The sequence below is a fragment of the Robinsoniella sp. RHS genome, assembly GCF_001029355.1.
GTDB classification, from domain to species: Bacteria; Bacillota; Clostridia; order Lachnospirales; family Lachnospiraceae; genus Robinsoniella; species Robinsoniella peoriensis.
On sequence record NZ_JNGB01000072.1, the window covers coordinates 1 to 22,607 of the forward strand.

At 42.1% G+C, this 22,607-nt stretch carries 16 protein-coding genes; 11 read left to right on the plus strand and 5 right to left on the minus strand.

Going from position 1 to position 22,607, the window contains the following annotated elements; genetic code table 11:
• Together RHS_RS21000 and RHS_RS21005 are read left to right on the plus strand one after the other, a co-directional pair.
• Nucleotides 1-1,739: beta-galactosidase (locus RHS_RS21000; protein ID WP_047834288.1), on the plus strand; the 1,739-nt coding region annotated here is incomplete at its 5' end.
• Nucleotides 1,740-1,907: 168 nt separating this feature from the next.
• A complete protein-coding gene (locus RHS_RS21005) occupies nt 1,908-4,217 on the plus strand; it encodes a TIM-barrel domain-containing protein (protein WP_395023177.1) in 2,310 nt (769 codons plus the stop codon).
• Nucleotides 4,218-4,350: 133 nt separating this feature from the next.
• On the opposite strand, the gene RHS_RS31565 is transcribed toward RHS_RS21005, so the two are convergent.
• On the minus strand, nt 4,351-4,437 hold the full coding sequence (locus tag RHS_RS31565; RefSeq protein WP_255348127.1) for a putative holin-like toxin: 87 nt from the start codon (nt 4,435-4,437) through the stop codon (nt 4,351-4,353).
• A gap of 322 nt (nt 4,438-4,759) precedes the next feature.
• Nucleotides 4,760-6,568 (minus strand): sensor histidine kinase, encoded by a 1,809-nt coding sequence (locus tag RHS_RS21010; RefSeq protein WP_047834274.1) that lies wholly within the window; start codon nt 6,566-6,568, stop codon nt 4,760-4,762.
• Between the two features lie 124 nt (nt 6,569-6,692).
• On the opposite strand from RHS_RS21010, the gene RHS_RS21015 reads away from it, so the two are divergent.
• Nucleotides 6,693-8,480, plus strand: a complete 1,788-nt coding sequence (locus tag RHS_RS21015; RefSeq protein WP_047834275.1) for an extracellular solute-binding protein — start codon at nt 6,693-6,695, stop codon at nt 8,478-8,480.
• 137 nt (nt 8,481-8,617) lie between these two features.
• Here the strand turns inward: RHS_RS21015 and RHS_RS21020 are convergent, their stop codons facing one another.
• Entirely contained in the window at nt 8,618-9,616 is a 999-nt protein-coding gene (locus RHS_RS21020) for a LacI family DNA-binding transcriptional regulator (RefSeq protein ID WP_027294938.1), read from the minus strand.
• A 163-nt stretch (nt 9,617-9,779) separates the two neighbouring features.
• Between RHS_RS21020 and RHS_RS31570 the strand changes: the two genes are divergently transcribed.
• The 3 genes from RHS_RS31570 to RHS_RS21030 all read left to right on the plus strand — a co-directional run bounded on the left by RHS_RS31570 (nt 9,780) and on the right by RHS_RS21030 (nt 13,124).
• Nucleotides 9,780-9,902, plus strand: a complete 123-nt coding sequence (locus RHS_RS31570) for a hypothetical protein (RefSeq protein WP_255348098.1) — start codon at nt 9,780-9,782, stop codon at nt 9,900-9,902.
• Nucleotides 9,903-10,956: 1,054 nt separating this feature from the next.
• Complete coding sequence (locus RHS_RS21025; protein ID WP_395023181.1) at nt 10,957-12,090, plus strand: uroporphyrinogen decarboxylase family protein; 1,134 nt, start codon at nt 10,957-10,959, stop codon at nt 12,088-12,090.
• Nucleotides 12,087-13,124 (plus strand): uroporphyrinogen decarboxylase family protein, encoded by a 1,038-nt coding sequence (locus RHS_RS21030; RefSeq protein WP_395023183.1) that lies wholly within the window; start codon nt 12,087-12,089, stop codon nt 13,122-13,124. The genes RHS_RS21025 and RHS_RS21030 overlap by 4 nt, the downstream gene beginning before the upstream one ends.
• Before the next feature lie 252 nt (nt 13,125-13,376).
• Here RHS_RS21030 and RHS_RS21035 read toward each other — a convergent pair whose 3' ends face one another.
• Nucleotides 13,377-14,900: a response regulator gene (locus RHS_RS21035; RefSeq protein ID WP_047834278.1), complete on the minus strand. Its 1,524-nt coding sequence runs from the start codon at nt 14,898-14,900 to the stop codon at nt 13,377-13,379.
• A gap of 1 nt (nt 14,901) precedes the next feature.
• Nucleotides 14,902-16,635, minus strand: a complete 1,734-nt coding sequence (locus RHS_RS21040) for a sensor histidine kinase (protein ID WP_044297254.1) — start codon at nt 16,633-16,635, stop codon at nt 14,902-14,904.
• A gap of 464 nt (nt 16,636-17,099) precedes the next feature.
• Here RHS_RS21040 and RHS_RS21045 point away from each other — a divergent pair, with 464 nt between their 5' ends.
• From RHS_RS21045 to RHS_RS21065, 5 genes are all read left to right on the plus strand, one after another.
• Complete coding sequence (locus tag RHS_RS21045; RefSeq protein WP_047834279.1) at nt 17,100-18,470, plus strand: ABC transporter substrate-binding protein; 1,371 nt, start codon at nt 17,100-17,102, stop codon at nt 18,468-18,470.
• 85 nt (nt 18,471-18,555) lie between these two features.
• Nucleotides 18,556-19,437: a carbohydrate ABC transporter permease gene (locus tag RHS_RS21050; protein WP_027294932.1), complete on the plus strand. Its 882-nt coding sequence runs from the start codon at nt 18,556-18,558 to the stop codon at nt 19,435-19,437.
• A gap of 2 nt (nt 19,438-19,439) precedes the next feature.
• Nucleotides 19,440-20,291, plus strand: coding sequence for a carbohydrate ABC transporter permease (locus RHS_RS21055; RefSeq protein ID WP_027294931.1), 852 nt, complete (start codon nt 19,440-19,442; stop codon nt 20,289-20,291).
• Between the two features lie 71 nt (nt 20,292-20,362).
• A complete protein-coding gene (locus RHS_RS21060; RefSeq protein WP_044297256.1) occupies nt 20,363-21,460 on the plus strand; it encodes a uroporphyrinogen decarboxylase family protein in 1,098 nt (365 codons plus the stop codon).
• Between the two features lie 30 nt (nt 21,461-21,490).
• Nucleotides 21,491-22,558, plus strand: a complete 1,068-nt coding sequence (locus tag RHS_RS21065) for a uroporphyrinogen decarboxylase family protein (RefSeq protein ID WP_047834280.1) — start codon at nt 21,491-21,493, stop codon at nt 22,556-22,558.
• Nucleotides 22,559-22,607 lie beyond the last annotated feature (49 nt).

Consider the following 22,607-nt stretch of genomic DNA (forward strand, 5'->3'; position numbering starts at 1 on the left):
ACAGAGGGGAAGTCAGGCCTTTTGGTGGACGGAGATTCTATTGTTACAATAATCCGGTCTATCGGGAGTATTCCGTGAAAATCACAGAGGAAATCGGCAGACGTTTTGGGAAAAATCCATATGTTTCCGGATTTCAGATCGACAATGAACCAGCGCAGGAAGCATCCGGACGCTGTCATTGTCCGGTATGTAAAAGTAAATTTTCAGATTATCTGAAAGTAAAATATAAAACGATTGAAGAATACAACAGGCGAAGCGGAAATATTTTCTGGGGACAGGATTATGAGAATTTTGATCAGATAAAGCCACCGGTAAATACAATTGAAGTAAGTGCAGAGCAGACCCTGCCGGTGTACTTTGAAAATCCTACTCTGCGCCTGGAATTCGAACGGTTTGCCAGCGACTCACAGATAGAGTATCAGAATCTTCAGGCGGATATTCTCCATAGGTACAGTGATTATCCGGTTACCACGAATGGTACCGGTCTTGCTACCAACAGCATTGACTATTATAAGAGTACGAAGAACCTGGATGTATACGGATTTGATTTTTATCCCGGACTTCGGGATGCCGCCGTAGATTCCTTTCCTTATGCATTTGCAAGAGGGGTTAAGGATGGGAAGGCATTCTGGGTAATGGAATTTATGTCGGGCGGCGGACACCGTTTTGGAGGATCCGGTAGAGTCCAGCCGAATCCGGGTGCACTGAAGCAGGCAGTAATCCAGTCTTATGCCCATGGTGCGGATATGATGTTACATTTCCAATTCCGTACCTTCCCATTTGGAGCAGAGCAGCTGAATTATGCTATCGTGGACATGGATGGAGTACCAAGAAGAAGATATTATGAAATGCAGGAAACAGCAAGGGTTCTGCAGCAGTTAAAAGCTTACGGGAATGCAGAGTTTGTAAATGAGATCGCGGTCTGCGTAGATTATGATGTGCACTGGTCACTTCGCATAAAACCTGTGAATGATCCGGATTTCAATTATCTGGATTATGCCGGAAGAATGTACAATTTATTGGAAGATGCGGGATATAATGCCGATGTAATTGGGTTTGCAGCAGATTTTTCCAGATATAAATTCCTGGTGGTGCCTACTGCGTTTATAGCAGACCGAAGTTTCCAGGAGAAGCTGCGCAATTTTGTAAAAAACGGCGGAATATTGATAGCTACCTTCTTGACTTCAGCCAAGAATGAAGACAATGTTGGATATACGGACTCACTTCCGGCAGGATTGAATGATGTCTTTGGTGTGAACGTTGAAGAAGTGGAGCCGGTGTTTGCATCCAACAGAACAAAGCTCAGGTTAAATCTGGGTAATACTGTGCAGGAGAGTCTGGATGGTATGTGGAGTGATTTACTGAAAGGCGATGCGAGGGCAATCGGAATATATATGGAAGATTATAAAACGGGTGCTATGGCTATCAGTGAACATACATATGGTAAGGGTACGGCATGTTATCTTGGAACAGATGTGGACGATGAATCCATGATGCATTTATTTACCTATTTCTGCGAAAAAGCCGGAATTGAAAAGAATCCTATATGCCCGCAGAAAAAAGTGGAAGTAATTCATAGACAACTGGATGGAGCTGATTATTACTATGTGATCAACTTTACGGCTAAGGATACCAGCCTGGTATTAGAGAAGCCTATGGAAGATGTTCTGAAAAATTGTACGTGTCAAAAAGAAATGCATTTGGAGAGGAATGGATTTGCACTTTTGAAAAGGCTGTAATGATGCAGCTTGCACTATTGATAAGTTGAAAGAAAAATAAGAATAAGAAAGGCAGCCACGCATGGATTCTTTCAACCTGTTTTAATTGTGGCAGTATTGCAGACAAGTCCCCAATATGCAATGGGCATAAGTATGAACACAAGTCCGCAATATGCAATGGGTATAAGTATGAACAGAGAAGTTAGCCATATTACCAGGGTCGTGCTGACGCCGGATGGAAAGTTAAGAGAGCCGGGAATGGCAATTGTGAGCAAGAAAAAATATGAAACATTGGTACTGGATCAGGATACAAATGAGGACGTGGCATTTACCCGCAGGGGAGTTCCGCTCATTGCACAGAAAAGCTTTGAATTCCAGAACCGTGAGATTTTCCAGTATGTGATTGAAGGAAAAAAAGCAAAGATTGTTACAAAGAAGACGATTGACGGGGAGCGTTCTTTTATTGAGAATGCAGCCAGTATTAAGACAGGTGATGCATTTTCAGGGATTCTTAAATTTGCAATTGACGAAGATGAAGCAATCTACGGATTGGGTCAGCAGGAGCAGGGAACTTATAATTACCGCGGGGTTAAAGAATATCTTTATCAAAACAATATGCAGATCCCCATGCCTGTTTTCCTGTCCTCAAAGGGATATGCTATACTTTTGGATGCTGACTGTCTTATGGCTTATGAAGAGGCAGATAATATGATTACCCTGAATTTTGATGCGGTAGACCAGATGTCTTATTACGTAATTACCGGAGATGGTTTTGATGCTCTGATTGCAGGTATCCGGGAACTAACAGGAACAGCAGTGATGCTTCCGCGCTGGGCATTTGGTTATATACAGTCCCGGGAGCGCTATATTACCCAGGAAGATATATTGGCTACCCGGGAGGAATTTGAAAAACGTGACATTCCGGTGTCCTGTATGGTATTAGACTGGAAATCCTGGGCAGAAGGGCAGTGGGGGAATAAATTCGTTGATAAAGAGCGCTTCCCGAATTTAAAGGAAATGACGGATAAACTTCATGAAAAAGATACCGCCTTTATGATTTCTATATGGCCAAATATGAATAAAGGATGTGAAAACAATCAGGAAATGATGGATGCGGGCAAGTTATTGGCAAACCTATCTACTTATGATGCATTTGATCCTGAAGCAAGAGATCTGTACTGGAAGCAGTGTGAGAGAGAATTATTCAAAAGCGGAGCAGATTCCTGGTGGTGTGATTCCACAGAACCCTTCACTCCTGACTGGAACGGTTTGGAAAAGAGATCCGAGGAGGAGCGTTATGAGCTTGCAAGGGAGAATCTGACAAGATATTTTGATGCAAGAAAAGCAAATAATTATGCACTTGTACACGCGAAAGGAATCTATGAGCATCAAAGAGCGTCAGACAATAAAAAGCGGGTTGCAAACCTGACTCGCTCCGGTTCCCTTTCAATACAGCAGTACGGCACAATTCTATGGTCAGGAGACATCATGGCGACCTGGGAAGTTTTCCGCAATCAGATTGCAGAAGGATTAAGCATGTGTATGTCAGGGATTCCTTACTGGACCTTGGATATCGGAGCATTCTTTGCAGGCTCTACGCAAGGATTCAGACGCTTCTGCGGCGTGGAGGAAGGAGAAGCCCCATGGTTCTGGCATGGTCTTTTCGAAAAAGGAACAGATGATTTTGGTTATCGTGAATTGTATACCAGGTGGCTGCAGTTTGGAACCTTTCTTCCGGTTATGCGTTCACATGGAACAGATACCTATCGGGAACCATGGTATTTTGGAGAGCCCGGGACAGAATATTACGATACCATTGTGGATTATATTAAGCTGCGTTATGAAATGCTGCCTTATACATATTCCTTGGCACACAAGGTAGAAGCAGATGATTATACCATATTGCGCAGCCTGATGTTTGATTTCAATAAGGATATTAATGTTCGGGAAATATCCGGAGAATTTATGTATGGTCCTTCTTATCTTGTCTGCCCGGTAACCCGGGCGATGGAATACGGTCCGGAAAATTCAAAGCTGGATGGAAAAACCACCTGGAAAGTCTACCTTCCGGAAGGGGCCTGCTGGTACCATCAGAAGACGAAAGAAGTATTAAACGGCGGACAGAATTTGGAAGTAGAAGCCCCCATAAACTGGCAGCCTGTATTTATCAAGGCAGGTTCCATTCTACCGCTGAGTAAAAAATGTATGAAGGATGGCACGGCCGATACGATAGAAGTCTATGAAGGACAGGATGGCAGCTTTGACTACTATCTTGATAATGGTGTGGATTATCAATACGAAGAAGGAAATTATGCCTTAATTCCAATACGCTACGAAGAAAAGCAAAAATGTGTGATGTTAGATGATGTGGAGGGTAACTATTCTTATCCACAGGAATTCGATGTGAAATTTTTCCGGTTGGATGGAATGGTATTGGTAAAACATATATGTTATGAAGGCAAAGGTATGCGTATAGATTTTCATGAGATAAACGAATAACGTTTGATTTGACTTTTTTTACGTCAGGTGGTATCATGTGAGTATAAAAGGAATAACCGCTCGGGTTAGGCAGTTTTCCTCTAGTTAATTTGATAAGAAAAACTACCCTGTTTTGCGAGAACAGGGTAGTTTTTTATTTTCGCTTGTCTATATAGCCAAGGAGTGTCAATAAAAACCCGCCAAATAATAACATAAGTGTCAATACCTGGTATGTAGTCATAGCACCACCCCCTATCCTTTAAAGTAGGAGGTCAACTACCCTGTAACGGTTATTCCATAATCACAGTATAACATTATACAAATATATTGTCTATTAAAAAGTATTTTAAATAGCATAAATAATTCATATGGATGACAATAAACACAATAAGTGAAGTTTCGTATTACTTATCGTTTCCTTTAAGGTTCTTGCTCATCCGGTAGAAATACCTATATTTCTTTAATATTCAATTCCTGTTCCGCCACCATTAAGCATTCCGGTAAACTGCATTCCGGACAGACTTTTGCGCTGTTCAGGTTGATACCACTGCATAAAGTGGATACTATTTGATATCCTCCGGCAATACCGGTGGTATATAAAATGCAATGCGGAATCCGCATCCGTCACTGCCGGCCTGGGGAATGAGACAGGATCCTTCACCAAATACCAGTTTCAAACGGGTGTTGACATTGGAAAGTGCAAAACCATTATCTTCGTTGCGTTTCATAACCGGCTGGCTGAGTTTTTCTTTTAATAATTCCAGTTCCTCCGGTGTTATGGATGAACCGTTATCTTCTACAGCAAGTTCTAACATGTCTTTTGAATCTCTTGTAACTGAGGTGACCGTTATGGTCAGCATATTGTCATCACGGTTCAGAATCAGTCCATGGACAAAATAATTTTCGATCAGAGGCTGAAGGGTATTCTTGGGAATACCATAGATCTTCAGTGAATTATCGATAATAAATTCATATTCGAAATTACCAAAACGGTACATATACAGGTTAATCAGGTTCTCACAGAGATTCAGTTCTTCACCGATGGAGACGTAGAGATTTCTGCGGGTCTGATTTCGATACATCTTCGAAAGCAGTAGCAGCATCTGGGAAGCATCGTTATAAAGGCCTTTGACGATCTGAACGCGGATCTGTTCCAGTGCATTGTAGAGAAAATGAGGGTTGATACTTGTCTGCATTGCATAAAGTTCCGCTTTTTTCTGGGAAATTTCATATACATATGCTTTCTCCACGTTTCGCTGCAGTTCATCGCACATTTTATTGAAGCTTACGGTGATCTGTTTAAACTCATCGTTACTGTTTGGCAGAGGCAGGCGATAATCCAGATTATTCTGTCCTACACGGCTCATTCCTGCCTGTATCGTCTTGATTTTCTTATTGGATATCCTCATGGTTATAACGTAGAGCAGAATGGATGCCAGACAGATAACAAGTGCCAGAATAGCAAGGATGACCAGGGTAAAACTTCCGGCAACAGCAGAAGCCGGCAGTTGGTAATTGGTATAAAAATCATACTTTCCATTAAATATTGAGGAACTGAAATATTTGGTATTATTCTTCATATGTTCTGCTATTGGAAGCTGGACACTATTTGTTGTGTCAGGATGTTCATTTGTCAGAAGCAGTTTTGAAGAATTCCCGTATTCTCCGTCGGAAGCATAAACAATATTTTTCTTCAGATCAGTAATTGTAAACAGGCCATTTTCATCCAGATGTGCATCGGCGATCGCATTGGTAAATTCAGCGGTAGAGTACAATATTATCATCTGACCTAATGTGACCAGATTTTTATTGGAGTAATCAAAAATTGTGCTGCTAAGTCCATAGACATGTTCCGCCGGTTTATCGTAGTTACTGCTTAAAGCATCGATCTGGGAGTCAGAAAGAATTTGCAGATCATAGGATGTGAAATCTGGCGCTGTGCCGTCAAACTGCAATGGAACCAGAGTATCGTAGCTGACATTATACTGATAAAGCTTTCCGGAATTCGTAATCAGCAGAATACCGCGGCAGAACTGGTCATATCGGCAGATCTCAGACAGCATACGGATTACCGATTGGGATGTATTATAATCATTGTCATAATCTTTCTGGTAGAGGCTGCAAAGTGCCTGGTAACGGGAGGTACTGGAAAATACAGGAGAAAGAGTATTGGCAAAAGAGTTTTGCTTGGTTGCGAGAATGGAAGAGAGGGTATTCACTGCAATATCATAGTTTTTCAAATATTCCGATTTCTCCTGATCCCGTATTAAAAAACTGCATAAAGAAAGAAGCACAGCTGTAATGGTACAGACTGCGGTAATACAAATTAACATCATTTTTGAATAATAACCGCTTGAGATTTTTTTCAGCATAATAGCTCCTTGAAATCTATTCTATGAAAATTCAGACGAATCTGATATACTGAGATTATAACAGCCGATAGAATAAAAAGCAAGAAAACAGGCGAAAGTAAGGGATTTAAAGAGGATCAGGGAAATGAAAAAAATGAAGTGCAAGAAAATAAAATGGAAGAAAATAATCGGGAAGAAAATCACCGAAGTCATAACAGGCGTGTTGATCACCGGCGCTTCTCTGATGATTTTGGGCGGATGTAATACATCGAAGGATTTGTCTGGAGCGGGAAAAACAGAAAATAATAGTGCCGAGACGATACTGACGGCATTTGTTCAGCAATCAGTAGCCTCGGATGATGGAATATGGGAAGGCTGGGGAGCCCAGAAGCTGTATGAAGACACCAACATTAAAGTAGATTTCTATGCAAGCGGCAATGAGGTAGAGCAGAAATTAAAGCAATACATGGCAGCGGGGAATCTACCCGATATCATTGGATTTCGTGATCTGGATGAGGCGCAGCTTCTCATGGATGCTGATTTATTGCTTCCCCTGGAAGAATATGAAAATCTGCTGCCGGCTATATTTAAAACAGAGGAGTATCAGAGTGCTATTGCCTATACCATGGAAAATACCAGTAATGGCACTGGAAAACTGTTCTTCATGCCCACTTCAATTGGGCCGGTGTCCTATAATGCTTATAACTGGGTGCCGCTTCTGCAATGGGATGCTTATAAGATGGCAGGAGCTCCAAAGCTAGATACGCTGGAAGATTATCTGGATGTTGTAGAAAAAATGGTGGAAATAAAGCCGGTTACTGAATCCGGTGAGAAAGTTTATGGATTTTCTCTTTTTTCTGACTGGGACAAATATTCAGCCCTGGAAATTGCATCGCTGTCCTACTTTTATGGGATTGATTCAGAATATGTGTCTACACTGATGGAAACCAATATTTTAACAAAGGAAACAAACTCTATATTAAAAGAGGACAGCTTTTATAAGCGTGCATTAAAGTTCTATTTTGAGGCCAATCAGAGAGGGCTGCTGGATCCCGATTCTGCTACGCAGAGTTACAGCAACCTGGAGAAGAAGTACAGCGAAGGAAGAGTCATGTTTTCCTGGTTCTCCTGGCTTTGGGGAAACTATAACAATGTCTCCTCCGGACATGTAAATAATGAGGAGAGACCAGACGGTTATGCTAATATTCTGGCCTCGGATATGAAAATTTATGAAGCCCCGGATCAGGTAATCGGGCGTAACTGGTATTTTGCCATAAGTAAGAATTGTAAAAATGTAAAAAAAGCATGTGAGTTCTTAAACTGGCTTTATGATCCGGAGGTGGAACAATATCTGTATAATGGTCCAAAGGGTGGCGTCTGGGAACGCAAATCGGATGGCGAGCCTTATGTAACGGAAAAGGGCTGGGATGTGATTAATGAGAAAAGCGAAGATCTCATGCCGGTTGAAGGCGGCGGCTCTTTCCAAAACGGGGTATATCATTTTAATGGATTGGGTTTACAGGCATCTACTCTGATGGATGACGGGTATACCATCAGTTACCGTTACTGGCCTTCCAGCCTGAATGTGGATGAAACATTAATGCAGAAAGAGGTTAATGAGATGCTGGGGAAAGACGTCCTTGCGGAATACCTTTATGAAAATGATATGGTGGCAAAGTCTACCATAGCGGTCAATATGATACCTCCTGTATCCGATGTTATGGAGAATAAAATTGCGGAAATCGGAGAAGTAGTGCGCGGCGATTCCTGGGACCTGGTTTATGCAAAAGACGAGAATACATTTGAAGATCTTTGGCAGAATATGGTGAAGAAAGCGAAGGATCTGGGAATGGATGATGTGGAGAAGTATTATAAGAAGGCTTGGAAAGAGGCACTTAAAAAAGCGGCAGAGTTTGAAAATACAGATAAATAAAAACAGAGTATAGAAAAAATATATGTGAAATTTTAAATAGGATTGAAGGGTGGTTTATTTCCTTTTCAATCCTATTTTTAATTTGAAATTTTTCTAAACCCAGGATATACTGTCCTGCTTTAGATGATAGGAAAAGCCTAAAACCGAATATTCGTAGTCCCCCGTTCCACAATTTCTCCAGTGATGATCGCCTTAGAAGGAACCTTCTTACCTGACAGAACCTGCATTAACATAGAGACAGCATTGATACAGGAAAACTCTAGCCGGTTATCCAGGGTAGTTAGTTCCGGTTCACAACAGATACCCATCTTGGAATTATTATAGCCGGTAATGCATACATCTTCCGGGATTCTGCGCCCCAGACTTTGTTCGTATTTTAAAACGCCGATCGCCATATCATCATCAGAGGTGATAAAAGCGTCATGCATCTCAAATGAACGGTCGGATAACAGAAAGTCTCTGGTAGACAGTATATCACTGTTACAGCAGATATTTTTTGCGTTTTCTATACCAAAGTCTAAACAGGCTTTTAAAAATCCGTTCAATTTTTGACGGCCGCTGTAAGAGAGGGAGCGATATAAATAACAGGGAGATTTTCGTCCGCTTTCTAAAAGTTTTGTTGTCAATTGGTAGATCGCCTGGCTGTCGTCACAGAGGGAACAATAGATGTTGTCTCCCTGCAAGTAGCCATTTACAATAATCAGTGGTGCTGATTTTGCTGCGTTGAGAAGATATTTGTTTTGCTTTGCATTCTTTTCTATATAACTGGAACCGGCCAGAATTATAGCATCTACCCGCTTTGACAGGAGCAGATTCAGATATTTTTCTTTTATTTCCAGATCATAGCCCGTACAGCAGAGGATGGAATCATAATCGTGTCTGCGCAGTTCCCGTTCCAGAAAGTAAATGGCATTTGCCAAAAAGCTATCGGAAGAATCAGCACATAAAATGCCAATGGTATTCATTGTATTTAAACCCAGTCCCCTTGCAAATATATTGGGTGTATATCCTGTTTCCTGTATGACAGACAATACTTTGTCCCTTGTTTTATCACTCACATTTCCACTTCCGTTTAAGACTCTGGAAACAGTGGCGATGGATACGCCTGCCTTTTCTGAGATATCATAGATATTCATAACGCACCTGCCCTTTCTTTAGTAGAGTAAGGTCTTATATTATTAATAGATTATTATAAGGCCTTGTATGGTAAAATGCAATTAGAATTCAATATTATTAGGGGGTGCTTAATTAATAAATTTGGGTTTGGCTGAGTAAGGGGACGCTTTGTAGATGTAGGTAGTGTACGGAAAGATGGGTGTGGAAAACTGGCATGGGCTCCGTCAGCTGGCCGCAGAACTGGTATTTTCTAACCTTTCCGAAGCGCTTTTTGGCGGCACGCGGGTATTCACCGAGAAATCCTGATGCATTTCTCGGTTCAGTACCCGCTTAGTATCCGATGGGAGCCAGTCGAATACTATCCGCCAAAAAACACTTAGGAAAGGTAAGTAAATACTCAGCTCTGCTCTACGCTTCCTCCGCCCATGCCAGTTTCCCACACCCATCTTTCCGAGATAGCATTCGTTGATACAAAGCTGGTTTTCTCAGCCTGGTGGAGACCCCTGGGTAGTGACGGTCTGTTTGTTTTTGGATGCAGCAGAGTGTGTTATGGCAGTTCAGTGTGAAAGGGGGATGATAACACGAAATTTCACTTGTTTTCCTGATCACAGACTTAACTGGATGTAGATACTATGACCACAAATATACTTTAGTAGAATTTAGAGACAGTTCAGTGTGATAACATCCAGCTGGTTTATTGGTTTTTAAGTGTTCTATGCCAATAGCGTTCAGCATGCCACAACCCCGGGGTCCCACCGAGCTGAGAAAACCAGCTTTGTGGCGACAACCTGGATCTCGGAAAGAGAAGGGGGCGGATCATGGCAGGCGTTTGGAAGGCGTATAGCAGAGCTGAGCATTTACTTACCTTGCCGGAGTGTTTTTTGGCGGATAGTATTCGACTGGCTCCCATCGGATACTAAGCGGGCAGTGAGCTGCGAAATGCATCAGGATTTCGGAGCGAATGCCCGCGTGCCGCCAAAAAGCGCTCTGGGAAGGTTAGAAAATGCCAGTTCTGCGGTAAGCCTTCCAAACGCCTGCCATGGTCCGTCCCCTTCTCTTTCCGTACACTACCTCCATCTACAAAGCGTCATTCCTCAACTAAACCCCAATATAATTTGTAACTTCATAAGTTTAACCCTCACCATTTTTAAATGCTCCCGCATTTATAAAATCTCAAGAAAACTATAAAAATTCAACATTCATAATCTCATTCCATTGACAAATAGAAAAAAAGAATATAGGATCTTTGTAAGCGCTTACAATATTGGACGGGCGGTGTTTCCGGCAGTCAAAAAATGTTTAGCATAAGAGTTTAGAAAAAAGAAAAATGCAGGAATTGATTATATATGGAGGAAAGGTAATGATGGATAGAAAATTTGACACTACTCTGAGGGATTCACAGGGAACAGCAGTGGAGCCGGTGAGCCCGGAAAGGTTTGACCTGGAAGCATATGCAGACTATGAGGAAAAACAGTTGGAAAAGAATCGTAATTTTCTGCAAAAAGAAGAAGGGCTTTTAGTTTACCGCAGAGTACGGGCTGACGGAGTGTTCTATGACAGATGCAGAGATTATAAAGAATCTTTGGCGCTGCAGCTGGGGGCTTTGAAACTCAGCATGAACTATGAGGCAGACATTGCAAACTTTCTGGAACCCTGGTACGGAATTGGATATATTGCCTCCTGTTTTGGGGGGGAATATGTATGGAAACCGGGGCAGGCACCCAGTGTTGATCCTAAGTTTGAATCAACAGCAGATATTTTGAACAGCGATTTTGTTCCGATAGCCAGGACTGGGATTGGGAGGCATATTTTAGAGATGACGGAATATTTCATAGAAAAAACCAGAGGAAAAGTGCCTGTTTCCCTGACCGATGTTCAATCCCCCATTAATATGCTTACCTACCTGCTGCCTGTGACCAATCTTTTTTATGATGTGGTGGATGAACCGGAACAGGTAAAGAAAGTGTCTGAACTGGTTACCGGACTTTTATTAGATTTTCTAATGGAACAGAAAAAATTGTTGGGCAGTGCATTGGCAGGACCGGGACATGGATTCGCATCCAGCCGGGCATTCAGAGGAATCGGACTAAGTAATGATATGTCAATTATGGTTCAGAACGAGGATTATGAGGACATTTTTAAAAGCTCGGATGAGAGGCTGGGAGCGGCATTTGGAGGTGTTGTATACCATTCCTGCGGAGTTTGGGAGTCTAAAATTGAAATGGTGAAACGCTATCAAAATATTTTCATGGCTGACGGTGCTTTTTCTATTGAGACAGATCCTTCTCCAAATTGCCCGGAGATTTTTGCAGAGGGATTTGCAGGCAGTGGTATTGTGTTAAATGCCCGGGCTGTTGGAGATGCAGAACATGCATACTCGGTTTTTGAAAAGTTGTGGAAACCAAAACAGAAGCTTATCTGTGTAACTTACTGTAAGACACCGGATGAACAGAAGAAACTATATGAAAAGTTACATAGTTTGGAGGAGAAATGATGAAATATGATATAACCTTTCATCCGTCCTGGTGGCATGCCCATGCAGGAATAGATTTTACCAGGGACTTTTTTGATGAGCCGCAGTATCGAATGGAATGCGATATGAAAATGCGCCGTGCACTTTACGATCATTTTGGTGAGTATGGTCTGGGTGAAAAGGCTCCATTGATGCGCCCTCTGCTTGGGACTGACCTTTTAGCCGCAGGATATCTTTATTCGGAACTGATGGGCTGTGAAGTAAAATACCAGGCAGATAATTCTCCGCAGATTATTTGCAGGGATTTGGATGAAGATGAGATAGGTGAGATTTTTGCTCCCGAACTTGAAAAAAGCGAAGTCTGGCAGCGAACACAGAGGCAAATCGATTACCTGCTGGGTAAGTTTGGTTATGTGGAGCCATATATCAATCTTCAGGGGGTACAAAACATTTCCATGGATTTGATGGGGCAGGAAGCCATGGTGGTGTTTTATACGGCACCGGAAGAAGCAGAGCATGTTCTGTATGAAATAACAAAACTTTCCATTTCAGTGGGGAGACGTCTGAAGATGCTGTCAGATGATATTTCCGGCGGTGTTACGGCAATTGTAAGAAAGGTACGGCCGAAGGTTTATCTGACATCCAATTGCTCGGTGGAGATGATTTCCAATGACTTATACGAAAAATTTCTTTTACCCTGTGATCAGATATTGGCGGAAACATTTGGCAGCTTTGGTGTGCATCACTGTGGTGCGACGATGGAACATGTGGTGGACGGATACCGGAAGATTCCTAATCTGGACTTTGCGGAAGTTGGAGCTTTTTCAGACTTAGCCTTGGTAAGAAGTAAGTTTCCGGGGGTGTTTTTAAATGCCAGGTATAGTCCTGCGCGGCTTTTGGAAGCATCAGAAGAGGAAATTATGCGGGAAGTGCAGGAATTGGCGGTAACAGGACAGGAAAATGGTGGATTAATTTCAGTTTCCTGTGTTGGAATTGATAAAAATGTTTCCGATGAAAAAATAAAGTATTTTCTGAAGGCCTGCAAAGAAATGTGAAAAGATCTTAAAAAAATAGCTATAAAACGTGGTGATATTTAAAGATAGAAGGATGAAATGACACCGATTTGTAAGGAGATAGAAAACAGCTTATTCCTGGAAGAATACCTTACCGAATAACAGAGGAACGCCGTAAATAAATGAGGATGAAAAACATCATTTATTTCCACGTTCCTTTTTTATTCGAGACCGTAAGAAATTTGTAATTCATGAATCAGATCTGTTTAAAACATGTGATTCTGGTGTATGCGCTTACGTAGCAGGCGGCGTAAGCCGGTATTTACTGGGAGAAGAACCTACCGTATCCCGGAACAGCTTGGAAAAATAATGGGGATTGCTGATGCCGATCATGATTCCGATGGTATTTACCGGCAGGTCGGTGCCGCGAAGCAATTCACATGCCTTGTTCATACGGCATCCGGTAATATAGTTGTTCAGAAATGCCCCGGTCTTCTGATAAAATACTTTTCCAAGATAGTTTGGAGACAGGTGGATCATATCGGCAAGGCTTTGAATTGACAGATTCTCGCTCAGATGTGACTTTATATAGGATATCACGGTCTCCACATATTCATTGGAGTTACTGACTGCCATTGTATTAAATGGAAGGGCATAAATCCAATCCAGCAAAGATGTAGCAATCCTGTCCAGATCATCTTTTTTCAATTCCCGCTCTAATAGGGCAGATACCATGCTGCTGTTATCGTATTCAATAAAGGATAGTAAAATCGTGAAGACACTTTTTTCCAGGGATCTGTAATTTTTACAGGAAAATATTATTTCCCGGATAATCATTTCCGAATCCTGCTTGCGGAATGAAAAAACAGAAGACATTAATCGTTCCACGTTTATTTCAATATTAGCAGGATTCGCAGTACTTCCGGCACACTGGCCGCTGTAACAGTTCGATGAACTGCTGCCGGAAAAATTCCTTATGTTTACGGATTTATCAAAAATAAATTCATTGCAGGTGAGGCAGGCTTCATTTACTGCCCGGTAAAGTTTCAGCGCAGGATTGGCAAATGTAGAGGAAATTCCGAAATAGCAGGGCTGTTTTGTATAATTGAGCAGTGTTTTGTTTAGTTCCTGTGCGATGGTACGTATTTTTTCTGTATCGGAGGCATCCAGAAGACAGAGGATAAAATCATCTTTACTGTATAACTGGTATGATATCTGACAACGTTTAAGAATATTCTGGATGATATTGTGGTATAAGTTTTGGTTGATGCTGTTATTAGTATGACGGTCATGGCGTGCGGCAATGACCATCTTTGGACAGTCGGACAGATGGTGCTGCTCCAGATATTTCTCCAGGCTGCGGATATCGGAAGCATCGGTAAAAACTTCTGAGAAATTCTGAATAGAAGGTTCTGAATCAGATGGGTCCGCCTGCCTGGAATCCGGGTAAGAGGCTTTGATTTTCGGCAGTGCCGCAGTCAGGTCCTCATTTTTAAAAGTGGATTTGCACAGATACAGTTCCACACCGTAGCGGATTGCCTGCTGAGCATATTCAAAATCATTATAGGCAGATATGATGATAAATTTCACTTCACTATCCAGTTTTCGGATTTCATTCATCATTTCCAGTCCGCTTACCGGGGACATGCGAATGTCAGTAATGATCAGGTAGGGATGGTGTTTTTCATATAAGGCCAGCCCTTCCTGGCCGTTTGATGCATCTGCTGCAATATAAAATCCATAGGCATTCCAGTCTATTAATGATTTCAGTCCAACCCGGACCAGAAATTCATCTTCTACGATCATTACAGGAATCATATTAATCAACCTCCTTGGCTGTTTCTGTTAGAATTGGCTGAGTTACGATTACTTTTGTTCCGATATGCAATTCGGAATGAAATGAAATCCCATATTTCTCACCAAACCAGATCTGGATGCGTTTGTTAATATTGGTAAGACCAATATTATGTACCCCGTCTTCTGAAGAGTGGGGCAGTTGGCAGCCGTCAAAAGAAATTCCCTCCCCATTATCTTCTACTTCATAAACCAGTGCATCCTCTGACAGATAAGCGCGTATTACAATTCTACCATAATCGGATGCATCTGAAAAAGCATGATAAAAGCAGTTTTCCACCAAAGGCTGAATCAGAAGCTTTAAAGTCTTGCATTTTTTTGTTTTCTCCTGAACCTCAAAGAGTATATCGATGGCAGAGTTATACCGGAACTTCATAATATCTACATAGCAGGTGACTTCCTGCAGTTCCTGTTCCACCAGAATAAATTCATTGGGATGGCTGCTGGTAATCTGAAGCAAAGTAGAAAAGGAAGATATCATCTCTGCAATCTGGGGGGAGTCCTGCATAAGTGCCAGCCACCGGATGGAATTCAGGGTATTGTAGGTAAAGTGCGGGTTGATCTGAGCCTGCAGTATTTCAAGTTCCGTTTTTCTTTTTTCCTCTTCTATATTTTTTATCTGACTGATAAGGTTGGAGATTCTGTGCAGCATATCGTCATAACCCTCAATTAAAACATTAATTTCCGCCACCTGGGAAGTGCATGGGTCAAATGTAAAATCCCCTTTGGCGCTGCGTTCCATGGAACGCATCAGGGGCTTAAAGGATCTGGTAATTACCCGGCTCAGGAAGAACGTCAAAACCATACTGATTAATAAAGCCAGCAAAACGATCATCACGATCTGATGATAAATGGGATAAAGGTCTTTTTTGGTCGCATCTTTCGGAGTCAGGGAAACCAGGGTCCAGTTGGTGAAGGGATTAATTTGTTTTGCTAATATATAAGTAGTATTTTTAAGTTTGATATGTGCGCCGGTATTATAGGCATTTAAATTAGTCAGGTGGTTTTCCAGCAGATCCTGTTTGCTGGTATTCTGTATGTAGAGCAGGTTGTTTTCCGCATCAAATGCCGAGATAATAACACCATTATTACTGTTGATATTTTTCAGGCAGTTCTGAAGAAGATTAGCGTCCAGAAGCACTAGCATCACACCGGGTGATTTTGAAATAAGTGTACGGCAAAATGACTGGGCATAGATAAAATAATTTTCATCATATGTGAGTATAACCTGGTCTTTTTTACCTTCCTGCACATCCTGGAACCAGTTCTGCTCCATAATTGCGGAATAATTGATCGGCGAGAAGCTGTCATGAATAAAATAAACTTTGTCATTTTTATAAAGATAAATATTTCGAATGTATTTGTAATAATTGGATGAGGTGGCAAGGAGCTGCTGTACTTTGGATTCATTTTGCAGTCGGATAAACTGGTTTGGATGACTGGTAGCCAGATTTACCGCTCCTGTAAGCTCAGAGTTATTTTCCAGAATAGAACCGAGGGTTGCCACATCATAAAAAATCATAGACAGCTGTTCATTTGCCTGTTCAAAAACTTCCTCGTATTTTGTGGTGGACATCTGATGGAAGATGTCGGTAAAGTAGGTTGTAATACTAATGCTGACCGTAACTAAAATTAAGATAATAATGCCGGATGCCGATGTAAATAAAATCTTCATAAGGGAATAAGTCTTCTTATGCATATTATGCCACCTATCATTTTATTCCCGCGTTCAAGGGACCAGTTGGATGCGCCTGCGGGCTCATTTGGCGCCTGCGGCGAGGTTAGTAAACATCTCCGCTTGCAGTTGGGGGGGTAACTTTATGGAAATCATAGCATAAGAAAAGACGGGAAACAAGACGTGGGAAATAATGACATTAGATATTTATACAAGTGTGTTGATTTTTATAAATCATGGCAAAGGAAATCATTTATATCTGTAATCCGGTATAAATGAAATGGATGAATTTGGTAAACAACACCGTTGGTCTCTCTATTTCATAACAGGATGCAGTTCGATATAATAAAGATACCTTAACAACAGGTGAATTGTGATTGGGATATCATAAGCAGAGCAGTGGTATTCATGGGGTTAGGCATAAAATAGAACTGCAAACGAATGTAAGCCTGCAAGATGTATGAAAAGTGAAAGAGAGGATGAATGGTATGAAAAAGAAAAAACTGATGTCTTTGTTACTGGTTTCGGCAATGGTGTGTTCCATGGCAGCGGGATGCGGGGGTGGAAAAGAAACTTCCGGTTCGCAGGAAACTAAAGGAGAAACAAAAGAAGAAACAAAGGAAGCTTCCGATAATGAGACGAAAGAAGCATCCGGCGGACAGGAAGAAAAAGTACTGACTATGATGAACTATATTGATCCTGCAAACACAGACGATCCAATGCAGTCTGTAGTGATCAAACTGTATGAACAGTTTACGGAAGAAACGGGGATCAAGATTGAATACAATGTGGTTCCCTGGGATCAGCTGGAATCCAAAATTGTTATTACTAACCGGGCAGGGGCACCCAGTGATCTGGTTGCAGTCAGTTCACAAAAGCTGGCATCCCTGGTAAACAGCGGTGCGCTGATGCCTCTGGATGATATGATTGACCAAAGCTATAACCGGGATGATTTTTCAAATGCTGTCTGGGCAGCAGGCACTTACAGCGGAGACAACAAGGTTTATTGTATGCTGCAGTCCGTACATACCAGAGGAATCTGGTACAATACGGATTATGTAAAAGAAGCACCTAAGACCTGGGATGAAATTGTATCGGCAGGACAAAAAGCTATGTCAGAGCATGAAGGCATTTATGGCTTCGGATTCTGGGGCGGAAAACATTATGCTTCCGGTGAAACTGCGATAGGTCCTTTGACCTGGGCAGGAGACGGAAAACTTACCAATGATGACGGAAGTGCGGCATGGGATAATGATGCTGCAGCAGATGCCATAAAGTTTATGTCTGACTGCGTAAATGAATATAAGATTACGCCGGAGACCTGTTTGTCAGTCAGTGATTATAATGATGTTACCCAGCAGTTTGCAGCCGGTAATATAGCAATGATCTTTGATGGATCTTATGCAAAACCAACACTGGAAGCTTCTGATCTGGGAAAAGAAGGGAAATTTGATTTTGCTCCTGTTCCAGCCAAGACAGAAGGGGGGCCCCAGCCTCATTTCTCCAATGGCTGGGCATGGGGAATTCCAAGTAAATCGAAACAGCCGGAACTGGCCTGGGAATTCATAAAATGGTTCTCGCAGAAAGAACAGCAGCTGGCACATTCCAAGGCAGAGGGAGGACTTCCAATTACTATTGAGGCGCAGCAGGACAAGATGTATCAGGAAGGGCTGGAGAAGAAATTTATTGATAACCTGAATAACAATGCACATAGCATGGATCCTTTCGTTTATTACCAGGAAGGTCTGGAGGAGTTAGCCGTAGCGGGGGCAACTTACTGCCTGGATCCCAGCAGCGATCTGAGGGCAGTACTGAAAGAATCCCAGGAAGCATTTAACCAAAAATACTATGCAGAATAATTTGTAAGCATGTGTCTGCAATATAAATGCAGACACATGCAGACTTTTCTATCGAAACATATTAGCAATGTCAGGAGGAAGGTATATGTTCCATACAAAAAAGAAATCCTATCTGCCCTATTTTCTGGTAGCTCCGGTCTTTTGCATTCTCTTGTTGTTTTCCTACCTGCCATTTCCATATACGGTGTATCTGTCGTCCCAGAACGTCATGCCGGGAACCGGAGAAATGGAATTTGTAGGACTTAAGAATTACAAGATGATACTAAAAGATCCGAATTTCTGGGAGAGCATGAGAAATACAGGGTACTTTGTAATTGTGGCAACAATAGTTGTAATTGTATTAGGGGTTATCGTGGCGCTGATTCTAAACAGCAAGATTAAGGGAATGGGTGTCTATATGACAATTTTATTCATTCCCTGGATTGTATCGGATGTAGTTGCCGGTTTTTCCTGGAAATGGATGCTGAATGCGGATTTTGGTGTCCTGAATTACCTGTTTGAACCCTTACATCTAAGGGTAAGCAATCTGATTACGAAACCGGAATATGCCATGATTGCAGTAATCATGGTGACTATGTGGAAGCAGCTGGCTTATTCCACCATTCTGCTTCTGGCTGGTCTGCAAAATGTATCCAAAGAACTTCTGGAGGCGGCGAAGCTGGATGGCTGTTCCGGTCTTCAGGCATTCTGGTATATTACCTTTCCTATATTCAGCCCCATCCTGCTGGTAACCACGCTGCTGGATATTATTAATTTCATCAGCCAGTCCGGAATGCTACTGGTGCTGACAAATGGAGGCCCTCTTCGCAGTACGGAAACGCTGGCACTTTATATGTTTAAAGAGGCGTTTACGAATTTCCATCTGACAAATGCATCTGCAATTTCCATGGTATTGGCAGTGATCAACATCTTGATTGTATTTGTCTATTTCTATATCAATAAAAAAAGCAGAGAGTGGGTGGATTAAGTATGGCAGTGGGCATGAAAAATAAAAATATGAAGAAAAAAATATTTGCAGTGATCAAACATGTGATCATGATCCTGGTTTCAGCATATATGCTTGTGCCGCTATTATGGGGATTTCTTACGTCTTTAAAGCCGCAGAACCTGATTTTTACATATCCCCCTAAGTTTTTTTCCGGGCTTACCTTGGAGAATTATAAGCATGTCTTTGAAACCCAGAATCTGGGACAGAATATTCTTTCTACGCTGGGGCTTGCATGTATCTCTACTGTGATCGGGATATTGTTTGCGACCTTTGCAGCTTATATATTCTCCAGATATAAATTCCGGGGAAAGGGCTTTTTTATAGGCTTTGTGGTATGTCCTATGTTAATTCCGGGACTTGTAAACCTGATTCCCCTGTTTACCGTTTATACAAAACTGGGACTGGTTGATAATTTCTTTGGATTAATTCTACTGTATCTGCCGTCGGTAATGCCATTTTCCATTATGGTTCTGCAGAATTATTTAAAAGCAATTCCCTTTACGCTGGAGGAAGCTGCAATGATTGACGGATGCAGCAGATTCCAGCTTTTGACCAAAATTATTCTGCCGGTAATTCTGCCGGGAGTGATTGCTGTTGCCATGATCTCTTTTGTTACCATCTGGAATGAGTTTATTATTACTTTAATCTTTACCACAGGTGGAAATCTCAGGACGCTCACCATGGGCATGTATTATATGATGAGTAAAAATAATGTAAATTACGGTGCAGTCTGTGCAGTATCTTTTGTCAGTATTGTTCCGGTATTGATTATTTTTCTTATTTTCAGAAAGCAATTTATTAACTCAATGATAGATGGAGCGATTAAGGGGTAAATATATTCTGGCAGCCCACAAAACTTAGAATCCCAGTAAATGCTTAATGGACTGCTGTGAAGGAGGAAATTATGACAAGTAAAGAAAGATTATTAATAGCACTGGACGGGGGCTGTCCCGACAGGCTTCCGGCAACGACCCATCATATTATGAAATATTTCCGGGATACTTATATGGGGGGATGCAATGACCGGGAATTTTTCCGGGAGATGGGTCTGGATCCCATACACTGGGTCAATCACTCGTTTTATACCAGGGAACAGGAAGAAAACTGGAGAATAGAAGAAGAACCCGTAAATACCACGGGTTACCGGACTGTTCGCTATAAGATTCACACGCCTAAGAAAACCTTTACGATGGTTGTTCAGTATAATCAATATACATCCTGGGTGACGGAACACCTGCTCAAAGAGAAAGGAGATATTGAAATATTGGCGAGGTACCTTCCAAGTCCCAGGGCGGACGTGGGTAAAATCAATGAAGAAGCAAAAGAACATCAGGACTGCCTGATCCGTGGTTTTATACCATGTTTTGATATTTCGGGACAGCCGGGCTGCTGGCAGGATCTGGCATGCATTTTCGGAATACAGGATCTGATCATGGAAACATATGACGATCCACAGTGGGTGAAGGAAGTGCTGGGAATTTTACAGAGGCGCAAACTGGATTATGTAGATACGCTGGATGGATGTAAGTATGATATATTGGAAATGGGCGGTGGGGATGCATCTACCACGGTGATATCCCCAGGCATATTTCAGGAGTTTGTTGCTCCGTTTGACACGCCGATTATTCATGGTATCCAGCAGAAGAACATACGGGTAGTATATCATACCTGCGGTGGAATGATGCCGATCTTAGAGGACATTGCAGCAATGGGTCCCAATGCAATGGAAACTTTTACGCCTGTGGATATGGGAGGGGACGCAGATTTAAAAGAGGCAAAACGCAGAGTTGGGAAAAAGGTCTGTATGATCGGGGGATTCGATCAGTTTCATTTTTTCAATGGCTGTTCCCGGGAGGCAACCAGAAGCAGGGTTAGAGAATGTTTTGAGGCGGCGGGAGAAAATGGTGGTTTTATCCTGGCACCTTCCGATCATTTCTTTGATGCGGATCCTGAGTTAATCCGTGCTTTTGCGCAGGAAGCTGCCTGTTGTATCTACGAATAATATAACGGACGGGTCATGGAGGAAGAAACTATGTGGGGAAGAGAACTGATTGAAGCAGCGATTGCAGGAAACAGCTGTGAAGTAAATGGATTCTGGGTAGGGCACCCTTCGGATGAAGCGAAAAAGATCTATTATCAGGAAACAGGTATTACTGGAAATAACGGGAAGTCAGAAGCTGATTTTAACCTGAAAATTAATTCCGATATGATATGGCTGAGTCCCGAACTGGATCCGGAGTGCTGGAAAAGTCCGGATGGATCACCTATGTGGAACTGTTTTAACGAGGAAAGGAAACGTCTTGGAAGCGGCGGGATATTTGCTGATTGTGAAAGTATTGCAGAAATAGAAGCGTTTCCCTGGCCAGATCCTGCATATCTGGATTTTACAAACTGTCTGGAAGATAGCAGATACGCATATGAAAAAGGTCTGGCAGTATTTGGTGGGATGTGGTGTCCGTTTTTTCATGTATTATGTGATTTTTTTGGAATGGAAAATTATTTTGTTAAGATGTATACCGATCCGGAGGTAGTACATGCTGCAACACGCCATATTGTAGATTTTTATCTGGAAGCCAACCGGCGTTACCTGTGGCAGGCAAAACCATATTTGAGCGCAGCGTTTTTTGGAAATGATCTGGGCACTCAGTTAAGTCTTCTGATCAGTCCGGAGAGCTTTGATGAATTTGTACTGCCCTATCTCACGGAAATCGTTCAGGGAATAAAGGCAGAGGGGCTGAAAACAGCCATGCATTCCTGCGGGGCCATAGATCTGATTATTCCAAAACTGATCGATGCGGGCATTGATATCCTTCATCCCCTTCAGGCAAAAGCAGCAGGAATGGATGCAGAAAATCTGGCGGCAAAATATGGAGGAAAGCTGGTATTTATGGGAGGTGTGGATACTCAGGAACTGCTGCCCTTTGGGAACGGCAGTCAGGTAAAAGAAGAAGTATTAAGACTTCGCGATATCTTTAAAGGTAAGTTTATCGTATCCCCAAGCCATGAGGCGCTGCTTCCAAATGTGCCATTTGAAAATGTGATGGCGATGAGTGCAGGAGCAAAGGAAGAAAGCGTCCTTCTCAGCGAAACACAGATTTAAGCTGAAATAGTACGCTTCGGGAAAATTATGGTTGACGTACCATATGCTC

Bases quoted from the DNA above. Each gene is read 5' to 3' on its own strand.
- RHS_RS21005 (WP_395023177.1), top strand. From the start codon at position 1,908: ATGAACAGAGAAGTTAGCCATATTACCAGGGTCGTGCTGACGCCGGAT.
- RHS_RS31565 (WP_255348127.1), bottom strand. From the start codon at position 4,437: ATGACTACATACCAGGTATTGACACTTATGTTATTATTTGGCGGGTTT.
- RHS_RS21010 (WP_047834274.1), bottom strand. From the start codon at position 6,568: ATGCTGAAAAAAATCTCAAGCGGTTATTATTCAAAAATGATGTTAATT.
- RHS_RS21015 (WP_047834275.1), top strand. From the start codon at position 6,693: ATGAAAAAAATGAAGTGCAAGAAAATAAAATGGAAGAAAATAATCGGG.
- RHS_RS21020 (WP_027294938.1), bottom strand. From the start codon at position 9,616: ATGAATATCTATGATATCTCAGAAAAGGCAGGCGTATCCATCGCCACT.
- RHS_RS21025 (WP_395023181.1), top strand. From the start codon at position 10,957: ATGATGGATAGAAAATTTGACACTACTCTGAGGGATTCACAGGGAACA.
- RHS_RS21030 (WP_395023183.1), top strand. From the start codon at position 12,087: ATGATGAAATATGATATAACCTTTCATCCGTCCTGGTGGCATGCCCAT.
- RHS_RS21035 (WP_047834278.1), bottom strand. From the start codon at position 14,900: ATGATTCCTGTAATGATCGTAGAAGATGAATTTCTGGTCCGGGTTGGA.
- RHS_RS21040 (WP_044297254.1), bottom strand. From the start codon at position 16,635: ATGCATAAGAAGACTTATTCCCTTATGAAGATTTTATTTACATCGGCA.
- RHS_RS21045 (WP_047834279.1), top strand. From the start codon at position 17,100: ATGAAAAAGAAAAAACTGATGTCTTTGTTACTGGTTTCGGCAATGGTG.
- RHS_RS21050 (WP_027294932.1), top strand. From the start codon at position 18,556: ATGTTCCATACAAAAAAGAAATCCTATCTGCCCTATTTTCTGGTAGCT.
- RHS_RS21055 (WP_027294931.1), top strand. From the start codon at position 19,440: ATGGCAGTGGGCATGAAAAATAAAAATATGAAGAAAAAAATATTTGCA.
- RHS_RS21060 (WP_044297256.1), top strand. From the start codon at position 20,363: ATGACAAGTAAAGAAAGATTATTAATAGCACTGGACGGGGGCTGTCCC.
- RHS_RS21065 (WP_047834280.1), top strand. From the start codon at position 21,491: ATGTGGGGAAGAGAACTGATTGAAGCAGCGATTGCAGGAAACAGCTGT.